We start from the raw sequence: 25235 nt of genomic DNA, 5'->3' as shown, positions 1-25235 counted from the left end.
TCTAGTAGACACGATTGACTCTACGAAAATTCTAAATTATTATAATAATCAGATTAATAATATTATAATCTTTATTATAGTGTTAATCTGGTTTTCTCTCCAAAATTCACTGAAAGGAGGTGAGACGATGAAAAGTGATATCTATGAGATGAGCCCTGTGGAGCTGGAAACAGGGTCCCTTCCTCTGTTTAATTCTTTTAAATGGGCGATTTGTTTTCTTGTGTTCGGTATTGTACTGAGCATCATCTTCGGCATGACGATGCCTGAATTTTTTAAAGCTGCCTATGCCAAATAATACTTAAAAGTGGTGACCGATTGATTAATCCATGCAGAGGGGGATTCATGTGAAGCCAGCATTAAAGTATGCATTAGCTGCCATTTTGTTTGAAGCAGGCGAAGAGGGAATCTGGGAATATGAATTGTATGATCTATTGAGGAGTCGATACGAGCGTTCCAGCATTTGCAGTATGCGCGATGATTTAACGGGATTTGCCAACATCGGCTGGCTATCCGTTTTAGCCATACGTGAAGAAAATGGCTATCTGCTAAGAAAATACCGCCTTCAATCCAGACACAATTCGTTTATTTCGTATCAATTAGATGTTACCGGCATTCTTCAAGATCTAAACATTGAAAAAGAAGAGATTCAAAGCCTGCAAATGAATCCAGCGATAGGGGGGTAAATATGCACTCTTTTGAAAGCGCTTTACAAAAATCCATCAAATCAGATTCAAAGAAAACAAGAATGGGGATGCTTTATGCCATTTTGGCCGGGCCTGCCCTGGGACTTGCCTTGGGATTGCTTGGTGTCCTCGCCGGAAAGGCTCCCTTCAACCTGGAATACCCTACAGGCTCCTTTGCCATTGTTGTATTATTGCAAGTACCATTCGGACTCCTGGGGGTAACCGTCTTTGCGCTTATCTCAGGAGCCTATCGCGACATTTGGAGGGTGTTTCGAAGCCGTATCTCCGGCTGGAACCTTTTTGTAGCAACAGGAGGATTCTTGGGAGATTTATGTTATGCCTGCTCCGTTGTGTTGATTGGTGGGGCCATCGCCGGACCTATTGGCGGATTATTCGGGGTTGTCGGTGGTTTGATTGTGGCCTGGCTGTATAAGGAAAAAATCAATCGGTGGTCGACATGGGTCGGAATGCTCGCGATGGGGATCGGCATTTGGATTGTGCTCTCCGGCGGAGCATTGGTATCACCGACTCATGGGGTTTATGCGTTTGTCGGCGTCCTGATTATTATTCTCGCCACTTTAGTCTGGGGATTTGAAAATTTCGCCATCGCGGCCGGAACGGACTTAATGCCAGCTGAATCCTTCTTATTTTGGCGGGTCGGAGCCGCGTATATCATCGGCTTTATTTTAATGTGGTTCTTGTTTCCTGCCTCCCACGAAATTGCCAGGTTAGTCTATTCCAATCCGAAATTGATCGCGTATGGGGCGGTTATCGGCATTGGCTGGTCCATTTGGATCATCATGGGTTACTATATTGCCATTGCGTATGCAGGTGGTGTACGCGGAGGCGTGATGGCCGGGACATTCGGATTCTTTTTTATCGCCTTCTTTTCGATGACAGTTTATGGTGTTCCGTTTAGCAGTATTGTCATTATAGGTTCCATCGTGATGTTCATTGGGGCGATTCTGATTATTACCGAACCAAAAGAATTACTGGCCACACGAAGATAACAAGGAGGAGAATACATGCAAAAAGATGAAACAGCCCTTATCTACGAATATATTAAAGTAACAAATTCATTCAAGATTAGACGATTAATCGGTTTAATCGTTCTCAGCGTATTGCTGATGATTCCCCTTGCTATCATCTACGCCAACGGATGGTCCAATCTGACGGGAGACTCCTCGACAGGCTGGCTTGTGGTTGGTATGTTTGTCGCAATCTCATCGATCGTAGCTGTTCTTATTGACCTATTCTGGAGAAAATAATCTCTAGGATACTCCATTATTAACCTACAACTATGATACCCTCGTAATGTTTATTGAATAGAATCGTAACAAAGAGCATCCGGTCCTGCCGGATGCTCTTTTCTTGTATATTAAAATGATATGGAATTTTATAAAAATAAAAAGTATAATTATTCGAATAACATAGTTTATTTAGAATTGTTGGTCTTCTTTGGAAGATAATGTTATAATTTTAGTATAATATTAGGTAGATTTGATATAGATATCTAGCGTTTTAAGGGGGGCCAATTGATAGTGGCTATTTATAATCTAACCGATCAAGTAATTCATGAACTTGGAAAACAAATTATTAATGGAGATATAAAACCGGGGGATACTTTGCCTAAAATCGAAACATTGAGTGAGAACCATGGGGTTAGCCGGACCGTGGTTCGTGAGGCCTATAAGGGACTGGCCACCCGGCGTTTAGTGAAATCCGTCCCCAGATTAGGGACGATTGTTTCACCACGTTCTGAGTGGCAATGGTGGGATACGGATGTATTAACGTGGGCATCGGATTCAGGAAATAATCGAGACTTTTTATTTAAACTAAACGAACTTGGCTTTGCCATCGAACCGATTGCGGCGAAATTGGCTGCAAAGAACGCGAAACAAGCAGATATTGAAAAAATGACAGAGCGCTATAATCGATTGGAAAATTCGTTAGGGGACAAAGATGCCTGGGCTCAGACCGATTATGAATTTCATATGAGCATATACGAAGCTTCCAATAATGAGCTTTTGGTGAATATGTTACAAATGTTGTTTAAAGTGCAATTAGATTATCGTTATGCAACGATCGAAAGCTTGGATCGTCTCCAAGATGAAACAGAAAACTATTTACGGCTCCATAAAGAGCTGCTGCTATCCATTTGCAGCCGCGATGAAAATCTAGCCCAGCGCAAGATGTATGAACTGCAAGAAGAGCTAGCGTTTATCCTTTCCAATTAAATCAGCAATTTAAAAAGAGGCGTACCTTAAGGGTCAGACCCCCTCACTCAACACTCAATAAATAGCTTTTAAGATAAGTTCAGCTATATATTGATGTAGTGGGGTCTGACCCTTTGTTATGGGACAGTCTCTTTTTTTGTTGAAATTTGTAGGAAAATAAATGATATTTAAATAATTGACAATTTTAAAATAAATAATAAAATAATATTTGTTAGAATATTTGAAAAAATAATTAATAGAGTAATAGAATTGGAGGATTTGTGATGAGAAAGCAAATTGGAGATATTCAAGTTAATGTTGAAAGTAAAGGAGCAGGGGAAGCTGTTGTCTTTGTCCATGGTCTAGGGGGAGATCTGAATATTTGGCATAGCCAGGTCAATGCATGTTCCCGCTTCTTTAAAACCGTTGCCTATGACCTGCGCGGTTCAGGCCGTACGGATGTATCACGGCCGGAATATTCGATTGAGCTTTTTGTTGAAGATTTGAAAGCGCTTTTAGACCACGAATCCATTGAAAGTGCACATATTGTCGCTCATTCAATGGGCACACTGGTGGCCGAGCATTTTGCGGTAGCCTATCCGGAAGCCGTCAAAAGCCTGACGCTTGTTGGTGGATTTACCGAACCTCCGGAAGGAGCAAGAAAAGCTTTGGCCGATCGTTCCACGGTGGTAAGGGAGAACGGAATGGAGTCCATTGCCGATGCACTTCTTGAAGGGGGGTTCTCCGCTACCTCCAAAACCAATCAGGCGGCGATGGGACTGGTTCGCTCTTTACTTCAGAAGAATGACGCAGAAGGATATGCCGCATCCTGCCGAGCTCTTGCCGAAGCGAAGGCCATTCATCACAAGGAAGTAACGGTTCCTGTCCTACTCATTGCCGGGGACGAAGATAAAACGACGCCGCTGCCGATGGAAAAAGCTCTTTATCAAAGCTTCCCTAACGCCGAGCTGGTTGTTCTGCCAAATTGCGGACATTGGGCCACGATTGAAAAGCCGGATGAGGTAAATGGAGCCATTTTAAGATTTTTGCATGTGATTTAGTTCAGAATTACATATTTTAACGACAAAAGGAGAATGAACATGTATCTAGCATCTTTTTCACACAGCGGGGTTTTGAAATATGGATTTAGAACATCGGACGAATCCTCCATCATTGATGCCGTCGAGGCGGAAAAGCAACTGTACTCACCGGCCATCCTGCCGGACACCTTGCAGGGAGTTATTGATGACCCCGAAGCATTGGTACGCTTAAAAGAAATAAGCCGGAGGGAGTCGGAAGTTCATAGAAAAGTGATTCTTCCTTTATCTGAAGTCGTGCTGGAAGCTCCGATTCAACAGCCTAAGAGAGATATCATTTGTTTAGGCCTAAATTATCGGGAGCATGCCGCGGAATATACAGCCGCAATGGAAGAGGAACAAAATCTTCCGAAACATCCGATTGTCTTTACGAAGGCAACCACAACGGTTATTGGTCCGAATCAAAAGATCAATAGCCACCGTCATGTCACGAACAAGGTGGATTACGAAGCCGAGCTAGCTATCGTCATTGGAAAAGAAGGGACAAACATCTCTGAGGATGAAGCCTACGACTACATTTTTGGCTATACCATCCTGAATGATGTGTCCGCCCGCGACCTCCAAAAGCAGCATAGCCAATGGTTTTTAGGAAAAAGTCTCGATACCTTTGCACCAATGGGCCCCTTCCTCGTGACGGAAGACGAGATCGAACGTCCGGTTCAACTCGATATCCAATGCCGGGTGAATGGGGAGTTAAGACAGAATTCAAATACGGGACTCCTCATTTTCGATATTCCTACTATTATCAAAACGCTTTCCGGTGGAGTCACGCTTAAGCCCGGAGATATCATCGCAACCGGAACACCAAAAGGCGTAGGTCTTGGTTTCGACCCGCCTAAGTTCTTGAATGAGGGCGATGTAGTAGAAGTGGAGATTGAAAAACTCGGAGTCTTAAAGAACGTTGTTTCATAAGTGGCGTGTTTTGAGTTGGAATAAAGGATGGGGGGCTTCCCCTTTCCTTTTCAATACTAATCAAGGATAGGATGGTAGAGCCCATGTTAGATAAATTACTTTTAGCCAAAAATACTGTCTATTATACCGAGGAACAATTAGAAGCGATTTCTAAGGGGTTTTGCCCGAAGTGTTTACCTAATCTTTCCCCTTACCGCATTCTCGGAATCTATTATGATGAAAATCTAAAAATGAATTTGTACCATGTAAAATGTGATAATCTCGTTCAATGCGAATGGGACGATGAGGTCCCAGCCGTCCGGGTTGATCCGGGACTAGAGGGCTTTTTTGAATCATAAAAGGCTGCCATCACGATCAATCGATACCACGAATTCCCCACATAAACTGCCATAATCCTACAACACGAATACTGCATTGAGAGTCTATCCGATATTGGTTTCAAAACTTGTCCGGGAGTATTAGGGAACAAGTGTTGAGCATATAAAAATTCATCTCCATTTTTGAAAGGGGTTTCATGAATGAAAGCAAAATTATTAAAAAATGGCTTATTAATCGATGGAACAGGAAATGAAGTTAAGCACGGTGTGGATGTACTCATTGAGGGGAACAAAATCACTGCAGTAGGAAAAAACCTTTCTGTTCCTGAAACCTATGCTTCAAATGAAGTAGATATCATTGAATTAAATGGGAAAACCATTATGCCGGGGATGACGGAGGCACATACTCATTTAACTTGGCAGGATGCCCTTTATATTCAGGATATTGATTTTAAACCGATTGAAGAAACGATGGTTAGCGCTATCTTGAATGCTGAAACGTTGATTAAGAGTGGATTTACTTCGGCTGTAAGCGCTGCTGCCAGAGGGCGTGTCGACATTGCCATTCGCGATGCCATCAATCGCGGAGATTTAACGGGACCTCGGATGCTTGCCAACGGTGCGGAAGTTTCAGCGACAGGAAGCTTTGTCGACCTGCAGCCAAACCATGTTCGGGTCCACGGCCTGGCCATTCTTGCGGATGGTGAAGATGCTGTTCGCCGGACGGCTCGAAGTCTATTTAAAGAAGGGGCCGACCTTGTTAAATTGAACGTGAGCGGGGAAAGCCTTTCTGCCCACGCACGCGGTGAAATGACGCTGTACACGTATAAGGAAGTAAGGGCCGCTGTAGAAGAAGCCCATGCCCGCGGCAAAAGAGTGTATACTCATGCCAGATCATCAGACTCCGTCAAAATTTGTGTAAATGCCGGTGTTGATATTATCGGCCATGCTGATTTTATTAATGATGAAGTCTTTGAAATGGTCGTGGCTAACAAAGATCGCCTCTTCGTTGTTCCAGGCTTAAACTGGCTTGTATCGACACTGGAGCATGGGGCTGACTATTTTGGACAAGAAGCGATTGATGCCACGGGTTATGCAGAAGGGTTACAAATTGCCCTAAAAAATATGAGCCGGCTTTATAAAGCGGGAGTCCGTGTTTTACCAGGCGGAGACTATGGATTCAAATGGTGCCCGCATGGCGGTTATGCCCGTGATTTAGAGCATTTCGTTAAGCTGGTCGGGATGACGCCGATGGATGCCATTGTTTCCGCTACCAAATACGGCGGCCAAATCATGGAAATGGAAGATCAAATCGGTACGATTGAAGTTGGAAAGCTCGCTGATGTGCTTGTCGTAGATGGAAATCCACTGGATGATATTACAATCCTGCAGGATCACAGTAAATTAAATGTCATTCTGAAAGATGGCGAATACGTTGTACGTACACTTGAAGTCAGCCATAAAGTTGAAACGGCGGCAGTATAAAGATTCATAGTGATGGACAAACGAACCCCTTTTTCCCTGGCTTTTTGCAGAAAAAGGGGCTTTGTTTTATAAAGGATGAGGAAGAAGATGACCGAAAGAATTTTGTATTGTTTCCGAAATCGAATCAAACAATCAGAAGAACAGATTCGAGAAAAACTGGAGGAAAAAGAAATTGAGTGCTCCATAACTCCTACCTATTGCATGAAACTGTGCATGTTTTGTGAAAATTTAAATGTAGCGATCGTCAATCAAGAAATTGTAATGGAGAAAAATAATGATTTGATCGTTTCGAAGATATTGGAGAAGTTGGATTAGGGGGTATATCCTTCCATTATAAGACATTAAGGGAATTTTCAGAAAAAGTTATCATTGCTTTAATAAAGAATTAACGTGCATTTTCCCAAAAGAAATAATTCCTTTCATAAATAATTAAGATACATGTCCCATAATGAGACTTGTAAATCTTAAATCGAAAATTTAGGAGGAATTACAATGCGAGTAAGATCAAGTTTGATTGTACCTGTTTTAGCAGCATCTATTTTAGTACCAACAGTAGGAAATGCCGTAGCGAATCATAAAACGGATACCTCTAAGTCCGCCACGATGCAAACGACGGTTCATAAAGGAGAGCATCATAAATGGGAAAAAGGGGAAAAGCAAAAAGAGCTTACGAAGATTATTAACCAATATGCTTCTCCTCAATTAAAGGCTCAACTTACAAAAGATCTTACAACTGAGAAAGGCTTAATGAAGCAATTAAGACAAAAAGATAAAGCTCAAGATGAAAAATTTTACCAAGCACATAAAAAAGAAATTCAAGCTATTAAACAGCAAGTAAAAGACGGAAAATTAACGAAGAAACAAGCGCATAAGAAATTAGAGGCCCTATTCAAAAAAGAGCATGTTAAAGATCAAGATCATCCATTTTTCCAAGCTCATAAAAAAGAAATTGAAGCGATCAAACAGCAAGTGAAAGAAGGAAAATTAACAAAACAGCAAGCTCATAAGAAAATAGCAGCCCTATTTGAAAAAGATAAAGGCGAACGTGGTATCTATAAGGCCTTAAAAACAGCCGTTCAAAAGAAAAACAAAACCGCTATTAACGCTGCACTAGAGAAATTTGATAAACAATTAGAACGTTCAATTAAGGAATTGCAAAAAGAGCTAAGCGCTAAAAAATAAAATACAGCATACCAAAAGCTTGGGGATTATCGTTCCCAAGCTTTTTTCTGTGCCTGTCACCACTCTAATTTCTGATATAATATAAATTGTAAAAAACTAATATTGGAGATAAAAACGATGCTGAAAGCCCAAAATATCTATATAAGGTTATTTACATTAAATGATGCAAATGATCTTCTTCAATTAGAAAAAGACAATCAAGAATTTTTTCAAACCTATTCCATGAAACGCTCTCCCAATTTTTACACGATCGATTTTCAAAAAGACTTAATTCAGCAAAAAATAGAAAAGGCCCAAAATGATAGTGATTACAATTTTGGGATTATTACATTAGATAACGATGAACTAATTGGAACGATTGGACTTTTTCGTATTTTGCGTGGTTCATTACAGAATGCCATCGTCGGTTACAGTTTAAGCAAGAATCATAATGGTAAAGGATATGCCACTGAAGCCTTAAAACTAATTGTAGACTATGCATTTACTACGCTTAAATTGCATAGAATTGAAGCTGGTGCTATGCCGCATAACATCGGTTCCATTCGAGTTTTAGAAAAGGCGGGTTTTGAAAAAGAAGGGATTTCCAAGAGCAATGTTAAAATTAATGGCAAATGGGAAGACCATCAGGTTTTAGCCATCATAAATCCGAATGAATAAATTTTGTATGTGATCCACTCTATATTAAGAAGGAGTGGATTTTTTATTTAATCCATTCAGAAAAAACTTTCAAGAATTTAATATTATAGTATAATAGTTGAAGGATTTACTTTTTTTAGTAGATTTTAATACATAAAATAGGGTGATAATGAATGAAAAAACGGATGGCTATCTTTGTTCTGGCGCTGGCATTGGGAATTTCAACAACCAATCCGACTGTTTTTGCAGCCACATCAACAGGATGGAAATCAGTAAGCGGTCATATGTATTACTATACCGCTAAGGGAAAGGCGACGGGTTGGCTGACAATTGGCGGAAAGAAGTATTATTTTGATTCAAAAGGCATCATGAAGAAGGGCTGGGTTACGGTAGCGGGCAAAAAATATTATTTTGATTCAAAAGGCGTTATGAAAACCGGCTGGGTTACGATAGCGAGCAAAAAGTATTATTTTGATTCGAAAGGCGTTATGAAAACGGGCTGGGTTACCGTAGCAGGCAAAAAGTATTATTTTGATTCGACAGGTGTTATGAAAACGGGCTGGGTTACAATAGTAGGCAAAAAGTATTATTTCGATTCGACTGGCGCCATGAAAACCGGCTGGCAGACCATTGGCGGAAAGCAATATTACTTCTATAGTACTGGCATCATGGCCGTCAATACGATGATTAGCGGAAAAATCATTGGAAGTGACGGGGCAGTAAAACCGTCTACACCGTTAAACAAAGCGCTCTATGATGCAACCGCAGCTGGGGTAGTCGCAAAAGTGCAATCAGACGGCTCGTATAATCTTTATAAAAGCAACATCGCTATCGGCGACTTTGATCCCGTCTACGGTGTCGTAGAAGGAAACAATCAATTCACCTCTTTATTCGAAAAGATGGCTTTAGACCTTGGCTTCCAAGCGACGGCAGTAGAATTAAAGAGCTTAGTTGACCAAGTTCAAAAGGAAGATGCCAGCAATTATAACGTTTTTGATGATGGCAAAACGGTATCCATCAATTGGTCTCCGAAAGTGCCGGCGGCAACCGCTCCGGTCCTAAAAGCCTTGAGTGACATTCAGGCCGCGGGTGTTGTGGCCAAACCAGGTGCTGATGGTACGTATAATCTTTTCAAAAACAATGCGTATGTTGGGTATCTTAATCCCGACCAGAAATATCCTGCTGTAGAAGGAAACGGTTCCTATGCTGTGCTTCTTCAGGCAGTTGCATTAGATCTAGGATATACTGGTACTTCAACAGATTTACAGAACCTCGTCCATCAGGCTATGTATGGCAGCAATAACGACGATTACGTTTTCTATGATGGATATACTTTATCGATTTTATGGTAAACAAAAAAAGCTTGCGGTGATCTGCAAGCTTTTTTGTTTTGCTCTATAAATTTAACTCTTATCACATTTAATGGGAGGAAGAAGTAAACGCCCTTTGACAGACCCTAATAATTAAGTTATGTCGCATATGGAAGGATATGGATGGGATTGTAAGGATGTTAGTGTTATTTTTTCAGTATGGATGATATTCCCTTTATACCGTAAAATACACCGTTTTTTCGCTTTTGTGGGATCTGGAGATCAATGTTAAGATGAACACGTTGTTAAAAACACCTCGCCCTTGTGAAAAGAACCGAAAGGAATGAATTGTTATCAATCATTTACAATTAAGGTACACGAGCGAAATGGAAAAAGCGATGTGGAGTGCCAATGGTGTAGGCTATGAGATGTATTGTCGATATCATTCAGTGAGAATGGCAGTCGAGAGACGCAGGAAACAGAATGATATGAAGTGTCGCCGGATGGTGGCAGAGTTTGATCGACTTGTTCATTTTAATAATGAATTAAAGCCATAAAGAATGTGGGAAACCAATGAAATAATATTGTAATAAAATTGCTACTTATGTTAACAAATTAACATATCCCTGTTCTTTGTCTCAGAGATTTCAATGATATGATTAATCCGAGTCAGCAACAATCAATTTTGGTGTAAACTTAAAGATTTTAAATGAAGCTGCCGATCCAGGCAGTTTTTTTTTGCAAGTATAAAGATTTTCTGAAAAAAAAGGAATTTTTTCTGTTGTAGAGAAGTGTTATAAAGGAGGTGTTGTGTTATGACAGTAATATATTCACCTAGTGACGTACAGGAATTGCTTGGAATAGAAAAAAATACATTACGGAAGTATGCCACTCTCTTAGAAGGGCGTGGGTATCAAGTTCAACGTAATCATAGAGGCCATAGAAGCTATTTAGAAAAAGACATTATGGTGCTCAGCAAGTTAATTGAATTTAGTAAACAGGAAGGTATGACAATGGAACGTTCAGTTGAAGCAGCGATGACATGGGTTGCTGAAGAAAATGAAACAATCACTGATACAGAAGCAGTGCCGGTACAGAATACAAATCCAGAAGCAGTGCCGGCACAGAATACAAATCCAGAAGTAGTGCCACTACAGAAGACAGATGACCAGGTTGTAGAGCAGGATCGTAATCATGAAAAACTGCTGGAAGGTATGGAACATTTAGAGCAAATTAACATAGAATTAATCAACCATTTGAAGGAAAAGGCCATTAGGGATGCTAGACAGGAAGAAATGATTAATCAAATTCTGAAGTATATAGAAAAAATGGAACAACTTGAGACAGCACGATATAAAGCGATGGAAGAGGAAACATTGAAACAAATCGCCGCCGCCAATCAAAAGAAATGGTGGCAATGGTGGAAATGAGTTAGGAGGGGGCAGGGAATGGACAAACAAAGGGCAGCCATGCATGGGGCAGCTCTTTTTTGTTTTTAGATTTGGATTGTCAAAATTATAAATGTGGGGACGGATTACAAAATATTTGTAATTATTTTATGACTATCGAACTACCAATCCCCTTAAATTACCATTGAAGGCTAGTAAAATAGTTTGGTATTTTTATAAAGGCTCTCAAGCTCTTATGGGGGATTTTTAGTCATGGTCGCGGAAATAGGAAGTAAAGTAATTTATCATTCAAAGATTTACGTTATAGTATGGATTTATGAAAGTGGACTTTGTGAAATACAAAAAGATCGTACAACAGTATTAGTTAATCTTACTGAACTTACACCTCTAGAATAAGACAACAAGTTATGGAATTGCTTGGGGGCCAAAAAAGCACTCTTTTCAGGGTGCTTTTTATATTTGCTTAAGAAGAAGTGCATAGACGGTCAAAGCAGCCTGGCTGCATTGCCCGTAAAGAGTAAAAAGGAGCATAGACGGTCAAAGCAGCCCGGTTCCATTGCCCGCGAAGAAGAAAAAAGAGCGTGAGCGGTCAAAGCAAAGCGGCTGCATTGCCCGTGAAGAGGAAAAAAGAGAATGAGCGGTCAAAGCAAAGCGTCTGCATTGCCCGTGAAGAGGAAAAAAGAGAATGAGAGGTCAAAGCAAAGCGGCTGCATTGCCCATGAAGAGGAAAAAAGAGAATGAGCGGTCAAAGCAAAGCGGCTGCATTGCCCGCGAAGAAGAAAAATGAGCATTGACGGTCAAAGCAGCCTGCCCCTCTAGATCTGTTGGCAGGGTCATTCTTTGGTTTTGTGAGGCTTTATGTCTATCCTGATCTGCTGGGTTTAAACTATTTGAGAAATTTGATGAAATTGGATATACTCCAAGGGATATTCAATTGATCGTATACATTTATAACATGATAGAGAAGCATAAAATAAATAAAGTTTTGAGGAAGACGAAGATGACCACTATTCAATCACAATCAGCGCATACCAGCGTAATCATTGAAATTCACTACAGAGCAGGAAGCAGCAGAATATCGCAGAAGGGTTCTTTTAGATTAAGCGGTAAAAAACCTGAACATGTAGCTTTTGAATTCTGGCAGCAGCTAAGAACAAAGCTGCCATACTATATTGAACTAGAAAGAATTATTGTAAACGGTCATCAGGAGATTACAGAATTAGTTAAGGAAATAGAATCACAAGAATTGAAAAATATTGATTCAATGTGGACTCTTCCATTTTAGCACTTTAAACCAGCGGGGGACTGACCCCCGCTGGATGACCCCAGAAATGAAATGCTGCTGTTACATCAGTATAATCTGATTGAAATAATTACATCCTCTTTTTGTACTATAATATTTTATGTATGAAAGTATTGTATTTTGGATGTTCTTTACTGATTGAATGGTAAGGAATGTTCAATGGAAAGGGGATGTTTAAATGGTTTTATGCCCGAAATGTGATGAAAAATTATCTGAATCAAGTCGATTCTGTACAAACTGCGGTGCCAGGGTTGCCGAAGATAACAAGAATATGTCTTCAAGCCCACAATCGCGGATAGAAAAAAAGAAATATTATTTGAGGAAAAAGAGATTCATGGCAGTGGGTGGATCGATTGTTGGTCTGCTGCTTCTCATAGGTGTTTTTTCCTTCATCGTGAAAGGTTCTCATAAGCATGAACCTAAAACGGATGTGGCAGCCACGACTACGGTTAACCAATCAAAAGATAAAGCTACAGTAAAAAAGGATGCTTCTGGTCATAATACTACCAAAGAAAAAATTAATAACACTCCAACTCTTTCTTCTACAGATTATATTTTATCTGCGAGTAATCAGAGAGTGATGAATGATCAGGACATGGCGAGTCTTTCAAAAGGGCAGCTACGGTTAGCCAGAAATGAAATTTACGCACGTCATGGATATATTTTTAAATCGAAGGATTTGCAAAAATATTTTGCAAGTAAATCATGGTATCATCCAGATCCAGCCTTTAAAGGCGCTTTAAGTGAAGTAGAAAAACAAAATGTAGCCATTCTAAAGGCGAAAGAGGATAGTCTATAGTGACCCATTTTTTTAAAAGATATGGTTCGGTTTTTTTCATCCTTGTGATGGTTTTGAGCACATTTGGTTGTGTTACGGAGGCTGAAAAAACGGAACCGCCAGCTAGAGTTGACAAGACATCACCACCGATAGCAGCCATCCCTAAAAGGAAACCTCTCATCATCTGTATTGACCCTGGCCACCAGCAGAAGGCTGATTTATCGACTGAAAAAATCGGTCCAGGATCCAATCAGGTAAAACCGAAAGTAACGGGAGGAACCAGGGGAATCACAACAGGGACTCCTGAATATAAACTGACATTAGAGGCTTCTGTTATTTTAGGTAAACTGTTAGAGGAAAAAGGCTTTACAGTAGTGTATACCCGAACCACGAACAATGTGAATGTAAGTAATAAACAAAGAGCGGAAATGGCCAATCGCACCAAGGCGGCATTGTTTATTCGCCTTCATGCGGACGGGTCAACCAATCGGAATGTCAGAGGTTTTTCGATCCTAACCCCGTCAAGCAAAAATCTTTATACGAAACCTATCTACAAGGGGAGTTTGAAGGCTTCCGAACTGATTCTTGATAACGTAAAGGCTGATAGGAATGTCATAGTAAAGGGAATTTCCTTTCGTGACGATTTGTCTGGGACAAACTGGTCCCATGTCCCTACCGTTTTAATCGAAATGGGCTTCATGACCAACCCGATCGAGGATCAAAATCTTTCGAACCGAACCTATCTTACTCATTTAATGGGGGATATCTCTCGTGGAATTGCCGGTTTCACTGGTTATAAAAAATAAGCTTGGATAAATTGGGCCATCGATTAATAGGAAAAAAGAAAGCTACATCTAACGGGTTTACTTTAGAGATGCAAACATTGTAAAACGCACCTGAATTCACAATATCATTCACGGTGCGTTTTTTATTGGTTTATCAACATTTTGGCGAATTTTAATGCCTTAATTGAGTAAATACTGATATTTAACATAAGCGGAAATTTTCCGGTAAGACTGCAGAATAGAGCTAGTTTCGGGGTATATAAGCGGAGGTTTTCCGATTAAGCAAAGCAAAATTACCCATTTTTAACGTTTTTTGAGTCGATAGTCGGAATCTTTCCGTCTATTTAGGCTATTTTCGGTGTTATTTCTTAATTAAGAGGAATTTCTCCGCTTATTTATCAAACTCGCTTTAGCGTCTAATGAACTTGTACAACTTGAAAACAAAAAAGTCTTAGAGATATTTGCATCTCTAAGACTTTTTGACTGTGCACTATACTGTGAATTGTGTTGTGAAATTTATGTGATTTACCGTTTTGCACCTCACAAGTAAACCCGTTAGGCTACATCACCTACTACTTTTTATTTTTCATAGGACTCGAATAGTGAATTTCTCATAAGTAGATGGTCCGCTTTTTCCCCATTTTTCTTCCTATTGAATAGGTTAAACTTAACTAGACAATAGAATGAAGGTTAAGTAGACTATAAACTAACCAACTGTGTAATGGTAAGATAGCCATTCTAACAGCTTATTTTGTTCTCCTAATCTACTAAACTTTTAAAAAACAGAAAATTCAAAATATATTACCTAGCTATGGATAAATGAGGAGGAATCATCATGTTGGATTTTGATACAAATATCGACCAATACGCCACGATTAAAGTCATCGGTGTTGGCGGCGGGGGAAACAATGCTGTAAATCGGATGATTGAGGCTGGCGTCGAAGGTGTAGAATTTATAGCGGTTAATACAGATGCACAGGCTTTAAATAAATCAAAAGCAGCGATCACGATGCAAATCGGCGGATCGTTGACTAGAGGTTTAGGTGCGGGTGCAAACCCGGAAATTGGCCGAAGAGCGGTGGAAGAAAGCAAACAGCAGCTCGAAGAAGTGTTAGCGGGCGCTGACATGGTTTTCGTTACGGCTGGAATGGGCGGTGGTACAGGCACAGGGGCTGCCCCTTCGATTGCAAAAATTGCCCGCCAGTTGGGTGCCCTGACCATTGGGGTTGTCACACGTCCGTTTAAATTTGAGGGTAAAAAACGCGCACAAAACGCAGAAATGGGAATCAACGCCATTAGGGAAGAGGTGGACACCCTCATCATTATTCCAAACGATCGCTTATTAGAGATTGTCGATCGAAATACACCGATGGTCGAAGCTTTCCGTGAAGCAGATAATGTTCTCAGACAGGGTGTTCAGGGGATTTCCGATTTAATTGCAGTGCCTGGCCTCATCAACCTCGATTTTGCTGATGTGAAAACGGTCATGTCCCATAAAGGAACAGCCTTAATGGGAATTGGGATTGCCAAGGGGAAAGATCGTGCCGCTGAAGCTGCACAAAAAGCCTTAAATAGTCCGTTGCTGGAAACGTCCATTAACGGAGCCCATGGTGTGATCATGAACATAACGGGCGGCCGCAATTTAAGTCTATTTGAAGTACAGGAAGCGGCCGATATCGTGGCCTCTGCTTCTCACGAGGAATTAAATATGATTTTTGGTTCGGTCATTAACGATAACCTTAAAGAGGAAATTATCGTAACGGTCATTGCCACAGGCTTCAATGAGCAAGAGGCCCCAGTATCACAAATTACTCCCGAGCCTGTATTCGAAGAGAAGACGAATCCCTATCATAGGGAAGAACGGATCCAACGTGAATCAATCTACCGAAGTGAACCAGTTCAGGATTATGACCGAAATCCTGAACCTCCAAAAGAATCGTTGGATATCCCGTCGTTTTTGCGCAATCGAAAAAGACGATATTAATACGATGCCTGTCACCATTTGTAATTTTTCGAAAAAGCTCTATTCGTTATTTAAGTCGGATAGGGCTTTTATATTAATTGAAAATTGATAGGGATTTCGCGGCAAGCAATTCCAGTCCAGTTGCATAGTTTCCTTTAAAAAGGATTATATTTACATATTCGGAATATGTATTAGTATTCTTTGAAAGCAGGTGGTTTGATGCAACAAATGGAATATGAATGGGTTCGACAGACTCGAAGAACACTCTTAGACTTTTGCAGGGAGCTACAACCCAATGATTTTATCCACCATAATGGATTTGGCTGGCAAAGTGTGCGGGACACATTGGTCCATATAGCAGATTGCTATTATGCATGGCTTGGCTCATTTGTTTTATTAAAGACTAATACACCCCTTACGCCAAAGAAAGAACTAGATCATTTCAATTTGGATAAAATAATAGCACGCTTTGAAGAGGTCGATTCTATTGTAAATGAGGTATTTGAACAGCATGGAAATTATTTAAATGAGCGGATTGAAAGAAAGATTCCTTGGAGAAAAGCAACCGAAACGATCTCCCTCACGCCTGGTAAATTGCTCATGCACACTATCACTCACGAGTTCCATCACAAAGGGCAAATTGTCGCTATGTTACGCCAGATGGATTATGAAGTCCCGAATACAGATGTATTAGGAACAGAAGATTGATCCGGTGCCTGTCACCAACTGTTATCTGTTGAAAAGGGTAGCAGAACAAGAACCAAGTATTCGACAAAAAATTTTCTCGGAAATAAGTAAAAGTTCGTTTTTCCCAAAGTTTCGCTTTGTTTTTAATCAAACGTTTGATTAAAAGGGAATGATCGGGATTTTCGTCGAAAAATAAGGGACAGTGTTTAGAACACAAAAAAGGCAGCCAAAACTATTTGGCTGCCTTTTTCGAATGGAAATATTGAGTAATTATTAGAAATAAGTACCACACTACTAGTATCTCTATTTTCAAAAAGGGTGGGTCCTATGTTTAAGCAAACGGCTGGTGAGAAGTTGATTGAGCTATTAATCGAGTGGGGAGTGGATCATATTTATGGGATGCCGGGTGATTCCATCAATTCGATTATCGAACCGCTCAGAAAGGCGAAAGACAAGATTAAGTTTATTCAGGTAAGGCATGAAGAGGCGGGGGCACTAGCGGCAGCAGCCTATGCGAAGCTGACAGGGAAGCTCGGGGTTTGTACGGCTATTGCCGGGCCGGGTGCGATTCATCTTTTAAACGGATTGTATGATGCGAAGCTCGACAGGGTACCGGTATTGGCGATTACCGGGCAGGTGGAATCGGATCTGCTTGGAACGGACTTTTTTCAAGAGGTGCATTTAGAAAGAATGTTTGATGATGTGGCCGTCTACAATCAACGAATTATGTCGGCAGAACAGCTTCCAGCCGTTGTCAATCAAGCGATTCGGACGGCTTATGTTAAAAAGGGCGTTTCCGTTCTTACGATTCCGGATGATGTTCCGCGCTTTGAGGTAGGGAAAGAAGCGCATGTAACCTCTTCTTTTACGGTGAAACAGGAAATTTTACCGCATAAGGGAGATTTGCGGCTTGCGAAGGCATTGATTGAAAATGCGGAGAGGCCGATCATCCTTGCCGGAAGAGGAGTACATGGGATTCGAGACACTTTATTATCCTTCGCTGAAAAAATCGCTGCACCGATTGTGTTAACTTTACCCGGTAAGGGGGCGATTCCCGATAAGCATCCCTATTGTTTGGGCGGGCTGGGGTTGATTGGCACAAAGGCCGCCTATGAATCGATCCATGAAACCGACCTGCTCATTATGATTGGGACATCGTTTCCGTTCACGGGATTTTTACCGGAGAAGACCGCCACGATTCAAATTGATATCGATCCTTATCAAATTGGGAAGCGGTATCCAGTGGATGTTGGTCTGGCGGGAGAGGCGGGTCTGACGCTTGAATGGCTAACGGAAAACGTTCGGAGAAATACGAACCGCGACTTTTTAGAGAAAAGTCAGGAACGAATGAAACAGTGGTGGAGCAAATTAGAGGATCAGGAAGAGAATGATTCGGTTCCGATTAAGCCGCAGCGTGTGATTTGCGAATTGCAGAAGGTAGCTTCCGATGATGCGGTCTTATCGGTTGATGTGGGGAATGTGACCGTTTGGATGGCCCGGCATTTTCATATGACCAATCAAAAGTTCATTATTTCGAGCTGGCTCGCGACGCTTGGGTGCGGTCTCCCGGGTGCGATTGCCGGAAAAATCGCTTATCCTGACAAACAGGTATTTGCCGTTTGCGGCGATGGCGGCTTTGCGATGACGATGGCCGATTTCGTCACAGCGGTTAAATACCAATTACCGATGGTTGTCATTGTGTTAAACAATCATAAGATTGCCATGATCAAGTTTGAGCAGGAGGTTATGGGGAATATTGAATTTGGCACCGACCTGCATAACCCTAATTTTGCAAAATATGCGGAGGCGTGCGGAGGTGTCGGCTATCGTGTGGAACGCCCCGAAGAACTCCTTCCGGCCATGCAAGAAGCCGTTAAGCAAAGCAAACCAGTGATCATTGATGTCGTCGTGGATGCGGAGGAAGCACCGATGCCGGCAAAAATCACCTTTGCCCAAGCTGCCGGATACACGAAGCATATGTTAAAAGAGCTGTTTGAAGAAGGAAAATTGGATTTGCCGCCTTTGTGAAGTAGGGGGCCTGACCCCCCACTTAGGGGGCGAAAGATCAATCAAAAAGGAACATTCTTTTATGCAGATGTTCCTTTTTAAAATTGTTGCTGTTTTTTGATTCGCTGATAAAACGCTTTAATTCGCTGATAAAACGCTTTAATTCGCTGATAAAACTCATTAATCCGCTGATAAATGTCTTGGAATCGCTGATAAAAACTAAAAGTTTGCCGGTAAAAGCTAGAAGTCAGCCAAAACGGAGTTAATTATCGTTAAAATCATCATAGTTTACGAAAAAAATTACAATTTAATATGTGAAGATAACATCTCCCCATCATCGGTAGGATCAAATACTTCAAAAAATTGATAGGTTGGTTTCTCGCTTGTAATGTTTTGCAGTTCAGATTCCAATTTAGGAAATAAGACTTTATGAGCCTGCAAAGCATCGTTTTTTGTATCCCAATAATTTAGCGCTCGATATTCGCAAAGTGAGTCATTAAAAAAATAGACATTCCCTCTAAAGCCTGAAAAGGTTCTGCTCAGTTTATCAAATTTTTTCGTTAACTCTTCCGCAACCGCTCTTTTTCCCGAGTCCAATTTGAATTTCACCAAACGTGCATAATACATTGTCAGCCCACCCTTCAAGTTACTGCTTATAAGTTTATGAAACTTATTTTTAAATATGAAAAGTGAACCCTAAAAAAGTGGTTCTTGATTGCACTTCGAAAAGTGTCTATTTTTTATTGTCTTTATAGGGAGCAGGTTTTTCATGAAAACTCGAAGAATTAATAAAGAGAATATTATTTTTCCATATTGTTATGTCATGAAAAGGAGAACGGTATGATCACAAATACATACAAAGGTCTGCTTGAGAACAAAAATTATCAGGGCGCGCTTGAACTCTTTCTGGAGCCATTCCAAAACGATATAAACCAACCTAAATTAACGGAAATCAGAAATCTTATGAATCTACCGGAACAGCATGTGAAAGATTTGCTTCGTGTCATGGACCTGGCCCTAATGGACCGGTGGGGCCGGATCCTCGTTAGGCACAGCTACAGGAGGCTGAAGTCTCCATTAACCACCATTTGGTATGCTGAGGAATTGATCGCGGAACATAAGCTAATCGAAGCAGAAGAGCTATTAAAGGAGCTGGAAAGGGAGGAGTTATCCTCCGAATTAGCCGAAAAGCTGTATTTCAATCTGGCGGTCGCCCTCATTAACATGCGGCGCTTTGCGGAGGCTTTTTCCTATATGGAAAAATGTGAAGCAGCTGCTAAGGACTGCATGAATACGAGGTGGGCTTATTTTTACCTTCATAAAGGTGAATGGGACAAGGCACTCGAGCTACTTGAAAAAGGTAAAAAGGACCAGAAAGATGGGGCACTTGCTTATGCCATACTTGTCCAGCATTACTCGATGCAGGGAGAAATGGCGAAAGCGGAGAGGGTTTTAGAGGAGGGATTAACGGAGCATCCCCAATATCCGAAGCTGCTTCTGGAGAAAATCAGGATTCAGTACAAGCAAAAGCAGTGGGATGCGATGAAGGAATCGATTGCCCAGTTAGCGAGTATTTCTCCTTATCATGATTATCAGAAAATGTGCGCTTATTACGAAGCGGAAGCCTATTATGAGGAAAATAAACTAGAGCTGCTTCAGCAGCATCTACTTTCCCATCCAGATCTCAAAGTACACACCCATTTTATGCATTTCAGCGGCAGCAAGAACAAGCCTCAGAAAATCTTGGCTTACAAACCTGTCGTCCAAAAATATAATTTCTGCGTCCCTGCCTGCGTTCAAATGACCTTGAACATGTTTTCACATGAAATCAGCCAGGAGGAAATTGCAGCGTCCATCTTTGATATAGCCGGCTCAAGAATCTCTATGGCCATCGGTTATTTTGAAGGAAAGGGCTTTTGCTGCCGCCTCTTTTTGGGGAATGAGGAAAGGTTTAAGCGATTGGTCGACTTGGGTGCCGGGGTTATCGTGACGATTGATTATCCTATCTCCTCTCATGTTCAAATGGTAACGGGGTATGATGATAATTTGCAGGTGTTTCATATTCAGGATCCGAATTTCAGAGAACCTCACCAGCTGGAATATCAGAACCTTGAAAAAGAGTTTGGCAATAACTTTGCCCTCTCCATGGCGATTGTTCCTGCCAGTGAAGTGGATAAGCTTCATTTTCTGGATCCAGACGAGCATGAAACGAGGTTAAAGCTGCTGCAGCTTACGGAGGAGGGTGACCACCCGCTTGAACCCGAAGATCTTCTCTTTTTAAAAGAACATGTGGAAGATCGCCTTGTTGCGGTCTACTCCGTCAAATATTTGGCTGGTCACCTGGAGGAAGGGCTTTTAGAGAAGCTAATCACCACAACGGAGCGTCAGTTGACGAACTCCCATTACCGAAATCTGATCCTTGCCATGGCCTATGCAGCTGTCAAACAGGAGGAGCGCGCCGCACAATCCCTTAAACAAGTGGAACGCCAAAATGATCCTGCTTATCGGTACCTAAAAGGCAGATTGGCCTATGACATGGGTGAATATCTTGCGGCTTCCGATGAGTTTAAAAAAGGAATCAAACGGGAACCGGATGATTATATTCTCTGGTCGTATCTGGCGCTTTCCACCTCCTACCTGGGCGATAGCGGAGAGGCATTAAGACTTTCCGAGATTGCGCTGGATATGAATGACCGTGATGTTTTTCCATTAACCAATCATGGAATCATTTTATTTGATAACGAACAGTACGAGGAAGCAAGGAATGTCTTTACCACCACTCTGAAAATGAAAAAAGGGAGCGCCCATCTTTGGTATGAAAGAGCTCTTTGTGACAGAAGGCTTGGCCGCTATCAAAAGGCGGAAAGAGGATTCAAAGTTTCGATCGGCCTGGAGCCGGATGTTCCGCTTCCTTATCGTGAATTAGCCAGTCTCTATGAATTTGCCTTTGAAGACCGTAAAACGGCAGAAGAAACGTTGAAAAACGGACTTAGTAAAACGGATGAATCCGGTCTCCTCCTTATGGATCTTGGCGAATTTTACGAAAGAAAACAGCAACATGATCAAGCAAGGACTTATTATTCAAAGGCGGCAGACAAGAACCCTAAGGAGCCCGATGCGTTTCTTTCACTTGCCGCATTACTAAAGGAAGAAGGAAAAACCACTGAGTTTTTCTCCTACATGAACAGCCTTTATGACCAATTTAAGGATCATCATGAATTTTTGATCAACGGTGGAAAAATCATGTGGGAAACTGCGCTCGAAAAGGATTTGGATGAATCGTATCTTGAGCAGTCCCTATCTTACATGGAAAAGGGAATTAGGGGGACAACTTCCAATCTGGAAGAGGCATTGGAATTGTACACCGTGAGTATCGAGGATACCCCTTTTTACAGGAGAGGGATTGAATTTTTGGAAGGGGAGCGTGTGCAGCGAGAAGAGGAGTATCTATTCCTCTGCTATATTGGCTGTTTGTATGAGCAGAATGGGTATTTGGTCAAAGCAAAAAGCTATCTTGAGCGTGCACTGACCTTGAAAGAAGACCTCCTGGCACTGTTCCGGATCGGCGAAATTTATTATAAATCCGAAGAATATGAGAAAGCGAGAGAGTATTACCAAAAAGTGATTCAGCTGGATCCCCATCATGAGCAGGCCATGCTGAATTTAGCCAGCATTGCCTACCGGAAAGACAATAAGGCAGATGAGCTTCATTACCTAATGGAAGCCTTCCGTATCAATCCTTATAGTATTTCGGTTGAAGGGGCCACCCAGTTGATGGACGAACCGCCCATGCTGGAGGACTTTTTGCAAAGACTCAAGGAGCTGGAGCAGGGGAAGAAAAAATATGACCAGGCGTTTTTATACGATTCCATGGCTTATGTTTACGGTAAGCTCGGTGACATAAAGGAAGAAGAAGCCTATTTAGCGAAGGCATTGGCGCAGTCACCAGATTTGCCGCAGCTTTTACACCATCAGGTTCAGCTTTTTCTAAAGAAAGGTGATGTAAATCGAGCCAAACAGGAATGCTTGTTTGTCATTCAGAACGATTTTAAGGAGAGGGAATGGTATGAAACCCTTATCGAGATCTATTCGGTAACCAAGTCCATGGCTAAACTTGAAAATGATTTGAAAAAACTTCAGCTGAAAGATCGCGAAAAAGCGATTGTCTTTATGAATAGTGCGTCGGCTTATGAAAAAGTGGCCATCAATTTGGCTGAGGAAAGAGCGAGTCAGAAGCGGAAAGGCTTGATCAATAGACTGACAGGTTTTACAAAATTGAGTCACCATGCAGGCATCGTCGTTACTTTTTACGAAACAGCCATGAAACTGGACCCTGAGCACCATTTTGCTGCGGCAAGATTGGCTGATTTTTACCTGCAAATGGCCCTTCCTGAAGATGCCATCAAGGTGTTAGAACAAGCGCTAAAATCGCAATGGGATGCTGAATTGGCCTATAAGCTTGCTTACCTTTGTGTGAATGAAAGGGAGGAATTTAGCGAGAAGAAACAAGGGAAGGTTTTAGCCAAAGCCGAAAGCTTAATGAACATTCTTTTAGAGGAATACGATGAGCCGGAGTATATGAATATGCTTGGGTTTATCCTATTTTTACAGGGAAGGCTGAAGGAAGCAGAGGAAGTGTATGTTCAATGTCTTGAACTGGAGCCTGGTGTTGATAATGGGTATTATTACCTTGGTCGAGTGTATCTTGAGCTTAAGAACTATCCGGAAGCGGAGTGGGCCATGAAAAAAGCCCTGGAGCTTCAACCGGAAGATCCGGGTGCCCTCAATGACCTAGCCCTCACCTATCGATTGCAAAAACGGGTCGATGAAGCACTGCAATGTATTGATCATGCTTTAGAGCTTCACCCTCAGGATTTGTACTTTCACTATCAAAGAGCCTGCTACCTTACTTTGCTAGGCCGATTAGAAGAAGCCGCAACAGAGCTAAGAGAAGTGTTTGAGTTGGATGAAGAAGGTGGTTTTCTGGAAATGTCAGAGAATGAGAGAGATCTTCTTCCACTTAAAAAAGCCGGTTTATTCCCACGTAAAGGGATATCGGTAAGATAATAGTTTAACAAAAGCCCAAACATGACCTCAGTACCCTCTGGTACTGAGGTCATTTATTTATTAGGGTAAATAGGAGAAGCACTAAATGCCCGAACAAGGAGGAAAAGGGAATCCAAGGTCCCTTATTAATGGGCTTTATTCAATTATTTGATCCCTAAACAAATCAACGTACAAATTTCCTTTCGTTCCTACGACCGCATACGCAATGTCGTTAACATTAAGGTTTCTTTTTTTAAGCTCAGCCATTAACCAATCTTCGTTATAGGAGTGATGGGATAGGTTTTCATGTAGGATATTTCCATCATAAACCAGCTCTACCGGTACAGATTCAGCGGAAGGCAAAATATTTAAATCCTGCTTGGTGGTATTTTGGTATTGGGGTTTTTTTAATACAGAGAGTGAGCCGTTTATCTCTAAAATCGCGCACTCCACCTCTTCGATGTTAAAGATATCCTTGCCCCTTAATGCCTGTTTAAGAGTGTCCAATGAATACCCGATTTGGGCCATGGACTTTTCGAGAATTTGTCCTTTATGTATTAAGGTTGTTGGTTCTCCGGCAATCCATTTCCTGAAGTGCGGATTTCGAACAGCCATCAGATTCAAGATAAAAACGATGATCCCCATAAGCATAATCGAGATGATAAAATAATGGAGCTTAATTTTAATATTAAATGCCAGGTTCCCTGCAATTGTCCCCATTATAATGGAAGCAATATAAAGATGATAGGTCCTTTGGGTAATCGTTTGTTTACCGAGAAGCAGGACAAATACCCATAATAAAATGAAAGCTGCAATAGTTCGAAAGATGATTTCCATAGATGCTAGCATTGCTGAAACTCCCTTTTAAAATCTTCTAGATAGTATGTTCAGACAGCCACCCATTATTCTGTAATATTGATGCAAAAAAAAACTGATTGGATTTCTCCAATCAGTTTGCTTTCTTATTAAGTTCTAATTGTGTCCTCAGAATGCTCTGAACCCTTTGTTTTTCTGCCGGTGAAACAAGGCCGTAATAGATTTTATTGAACATCGCGCCTTTTTCTTGGATCTCCATTTGCTGAATGTTTTTTCCGGCATCCACAACATCTTTAAATGCTTCCATATTAATCTGGATATAGTAGTCGATCGGGATATTTAGAAATTTTTCAACGGTATTCATAGACATTGGCACACCACCGAAGGCATATGCATGGTTAATTTTATCATTAGTTAAATTAAAATTAGGAATTGTAATATTTACAAACTCTTTACCATTTCTTCATTTATTCTTTACTCCTTTAAGATAAGATGAAAATATAAACGGCGACCAACCGTTTCCATAAGACCTTTTTTCTTATCCGGCATATGCCGGATCTTTTTTTATTTTGGCTCTGTTAACCTTGGTGGTTGATTGCAGCG

The 25235-nt window shown here is 41.2% G+C and carries 25 protein-coding genes and 1 pseudogene; 23 read left to right on the top strand and 3 right to left on the bottom strand.

Annotated features, from left to right (window positions below):
• The first annotated feature begins 127 nt into the window (after positions 1 to 127).
• The 22 genes from ACZ5XR_RS24805 to ACZ5XR_RS24700 all read left to right on the top strand — a co-directional run bounded on the left by ACZ5XR_RS24805 (position 128) and on the right by ACZ5XR_RS24700 (position 18791).
• On the top strand, positions 128 to 295 hold the full coding sequence (locus ACZ5XR_RS24805; protein WP_464499138.1) for a hypothetical protein: 168 nt from the start codon (positions 128 to 130) through the stop codon (positions 293 to 295).
• Positions 296 to 344: 49 nt separating this feature from the next.
• Positions 345 to 683, top strand: coding sequence for a hypothetical protein (locus tag ACZ5XR_RS24800; RefSeq protein WP_464499137.1), 339 nt, complete (start codon positions 345 to 347; stop codon positions 681 to 683).
• A gap of 2 nt (positions 684 to 685) precedes the next feature.
• A complete protein-coding gene (locus ACZ5XR_RS24795; protein ID WP_464499136.1) occupies positions 686 to 1693 on the top strand; it encodes a hypothetical protein in 1008 nt (335 codons plus the stop codon).
• A 15-nt stretch (positions 1694 to 1708) separates the two neighbouring features.
• Positions 1709 to 1951 (top strand): hypothetical protein, encoded by a 243-nt coding sequence (locus tag ACZ5XR_RS24790; RefSeq protein ID WP_464499135.1) that lies wholly within the window; start codon positions 1709 to 1711, stop codon positions 1949 to 1951.
• A 273-nt stretch (positions 1952 to 2224) separates the two neighbouring features.
• The gene (locus ACZ5XR_RS24785) at positions 2225 to 2920 is read left to right on the top strand and encodes a FadR/GntR family transcriptional regulator (protein ID WP_464499134.1); all 696 of its coding nucleotides are present in this window, start codon (positions 2225 to 2227) and stop codon (positions 2918 to 2920) included.
• Positions 2921 to 3183: 263 nt separating this feature from the next.
• Positions 3184 to 3960: an alpha/beta fold hydrolase gene (locus tag ACZ5XR_RS24780; protein WP_464499133.1), complete on the top strand. Its 777-nt coding sequence runs from the start codon at positions 3184 to 3186 to the stop codon at positions 3958 to 3960.
• 39 nt (positions 3961 to 3999) lie between these two features.
• Complete coding sequence (locus tag ACZ5XR_RS24775) at positions 4000 to 4908, top strand: fumarylacetoacetate hydrolase family protein (protein WP_464499132.1); 909 nt, start codon at positions 4000 to 4002, stop codon at positions 4906 to 4908.
• 83 nt (positions 4909 to 4991) lie between these two features.
• Positions 4992 to 5246 carry a hypothetical protein gene (locus tag ACZ5XR_RS24770; RefSeq protein ID WP_464499131.1) on the top strand — a complete coding sequence of 85 codons (255 nt, stop codon included), beginning with the start codon at positions 4992 to 4994 and terminating at the stop codon, positions 5244 to 5246.
• A 180-nt stretch (positions 5247 to 5426) separates the two neighbouring features.
• The gene (locus ACZ5XR_RS24765) at positions 5427 to 6710 is read left to right on the top strand and encodes a metal-dependent hydrolase family protein (protein WP_464499130.1); all 1284 of its coding nucleotides are present in this window, start codon (positions 5427 to 5429) and stop codon (positions 6708 to 6710) included.
• Between the two features lie 87 nt (positions 6711 to 6797).
• Entirely contained in the window at positions 6798 to 7025 is a 228-nt protein-coding gene (locus tag ACZ5XR_RS24760; protein WP_464499129.1) for a DUF1450 domain-containing protein, read from the top strand.
• A gap of 177 nt (positions 7026 to 7202) precedes the next feature.
• Entirely contained in the window at positions 7203 to 7892 is a 690-nt protein-coding gene (locus tag ACZ5XR_RS24755; RefSeq protein ID WP_464499128.1) for a hypothetical protein, read from the top strand.
• Positions 7893 to 8009: 117 nt separating this feature from the next.
• Entirely contained in the window at positions 8010 to 8549 is a 540-nt protein-coding gene (locus tag ACZ5XR_RS24750; RefSeq protein WP_464499127.1) for a GNAT family N-acetyltransferase, read from the top strand.
• 152 nt (positions 8550 to 8701) lie between these two features.
• Complete coding sequence (locus ACZ5XR_RS24745) at positions 8702 to 9880, top strand: N-acetylmuramoyl-L-alanine amidase family protein (RefSeq protein WP_464499126.1); 1179 nt, start codon at positions 8702 to 8704, stop codon at positions 9878 to 9880.
• Between the two features lie 344 nt (positions 9881 to 10224).
• Positions 10225 to 10395 (top strand): hypothetical protein, encoded by a 171-nt coding sequence (locus ACZ5XR_RS24740; protein ID WP_464499125.1) that lies wholly within the window; start codon positions 10225 to 10227, stop codon positions 10393 to 10395.
• Positions 10396 to 10653: 258 nt separating this feature from the next.
• Entirely contained in the window at positions 10654 to 11268 is a 615-nt protein-coding gene (locus ACZ5XR_RS24735) for a MerR family transcriptional regulator (protein WP_464499124.1), read from the top strand.
• A gap of 438 nt (positions 11269 to 11706) precedes the next feature.
• A complete protein-coding gene (locus ACZ5XR_RS24730; protein WP_464499123.1) occupies positions 11707 to 11832 on the top strand; it encodes a hypothetical protein in 126 nt (41 codons plus the stop codon).
• Between the two features lie 415 nt (positions 11833 to 12247).
• On the top strand, positions 12248 to 12532 hold the full coding sequence (locus ACZ5XR_RS24725; protein ID WP_464499122.1) for a hypothetical protein: 285 nt from the start codon (positions 12248 to 12250) through the stop codon (positions 12530 to 12532).
• Between the two features lie 196 nt (positions 12533 to 12728).
• Positions 12729 to 13349, top strand: a complete 621-nt coding sequence (locus tag ACZ5XR_RS24720; RefSeq protein WP_464499121.1) for a YARHG domain-containing protein — start codon at positions 12729 to 12731, stop codon at positions 13347 to 13349.
• The gene (locus tag ACZ5XR_RS24715; RefSeq protein ID WP_464499120.1) at positions 13349 to 14134 is read left to right on the top strand and encodes an N-acetylmuramoyl-L-alanine amidase family protein; all 786 of its coding nucleotides are present in this window, start codon (positions 13349 to 13351) and stop codon (positions 14132 to 14134) included. Before ACZ5XR_RS24720 ends, ACZ5XR_RS24715 begins: the two co-directional genes overlap by 1 nt.
• An 814-nt stretch (positions 14135 to 14948) precedes the next feature.
• On the top strand, positions 14949 to 16097 hold the full coding sequence (gene ftsZ / locus ACZ5XR_RS24710; RefSeq protein ID WP_464499119.1) for a cell division protein FtsZ: 1149 nt from the start codon (positions 14949 to 14951) through the stop codon (positions 16095 to 16097).
• Positions 16098 to 16295: 198 nt separating this feature from the next.
• Positions 16296 to 16784: a DinB family protein gene (locus tag ACZ5XR_RS24705; RefSeq protein ID WP_464499118.1), complete on the top strand. Its 489-nt coding sequence runs from the start codon at positions 16296 to 16298 to the stop codon at positions 16782 to 16784.
• Between the two features lie 306 nt (positions 16785 to 17090).
• The gene (locus ACZ5XR_RS24700) at positions 17091 to 18791 is read left to right on the top strand and encodes a pyruvate oxidase (protein WP_464499117.1); all 1701 of its coding nucleotides are present in this window, start codon (positions 17091 to 17093) and stop codon (positions 18789 to 18791) included.
• Positions 18792 to 19070: 279 nt separating this feature from the next.
• Here the strand turns inward: ACZ5XR_RS24700 and ACZ5XR_RS24695 are convergent, their stop codons facing one another.
• Entirely contained in the window at positions 19071 to 19397 is a 327-nt protein-coding gene (locus ACZ5XR_RS24695) for a hypothetical protein (RefSeq protein WP_464499116.1), read from the bottom strand.
• Positions 19398 to 19610: 213 nt separating this feature from the next.
• Between ACZ5XR_RS24695 and ACZ5XR_RS24690 the strand changes: the two genes are divergently transcribed.
• Complete coding sequence (locus ACZ5XR_RS24690) at positions 19611 to 23837, top strand: tetratricopeptide repeat protein (protein ID WP_464499115.1); 4227 nt, start codon at positions 19611 to 19613, stop codon at positions 23835 to 23837.
• Between the two features lie 135 nt (positions 23838 to 23972).
• Here the strand turns inward: ACZ5XR_RS24690 and ACZ5XR_RS24685 are convergent, their stop codons facing one another.
• Together ACZ5XR_RS24685 and ACZ5XR_RS24680 are read right to left on the bottom strand one after the other, a co-directional pair.
• The gene (locus ACZ5XR_RS24685) at positions 23973 to 24665 is read right to left on the bottom strand and encodes a DUF421 domain-containing protein (protein ID WP_464499114.1); all 693 of its coding nucleotides are present in this window, start codon (positions 24663 to 24665) and stop codon (positions 23973 to 23975) included.
• 244 nt (positions 24666 to 24909) lie between these two features.
• Positions 24910 to 25071 (bottom strand): annotated as a pseudogene (locus ACZ5XR_RS24680) (LCP family glycopolymer transferase); the annotation flags it as partial.
• Between the last annotated feature and the right edge of the window lie 164 nt (positions 25072 to 25235).

This window comes from Neobacillus sp. Fa239, from assembly GCF_055395235.1.
The sequence above is the reverse complement of the archived record's forward strand: the minus strand, read 5'-3'. Positions and strand labels throughout refer to the sequence as shown.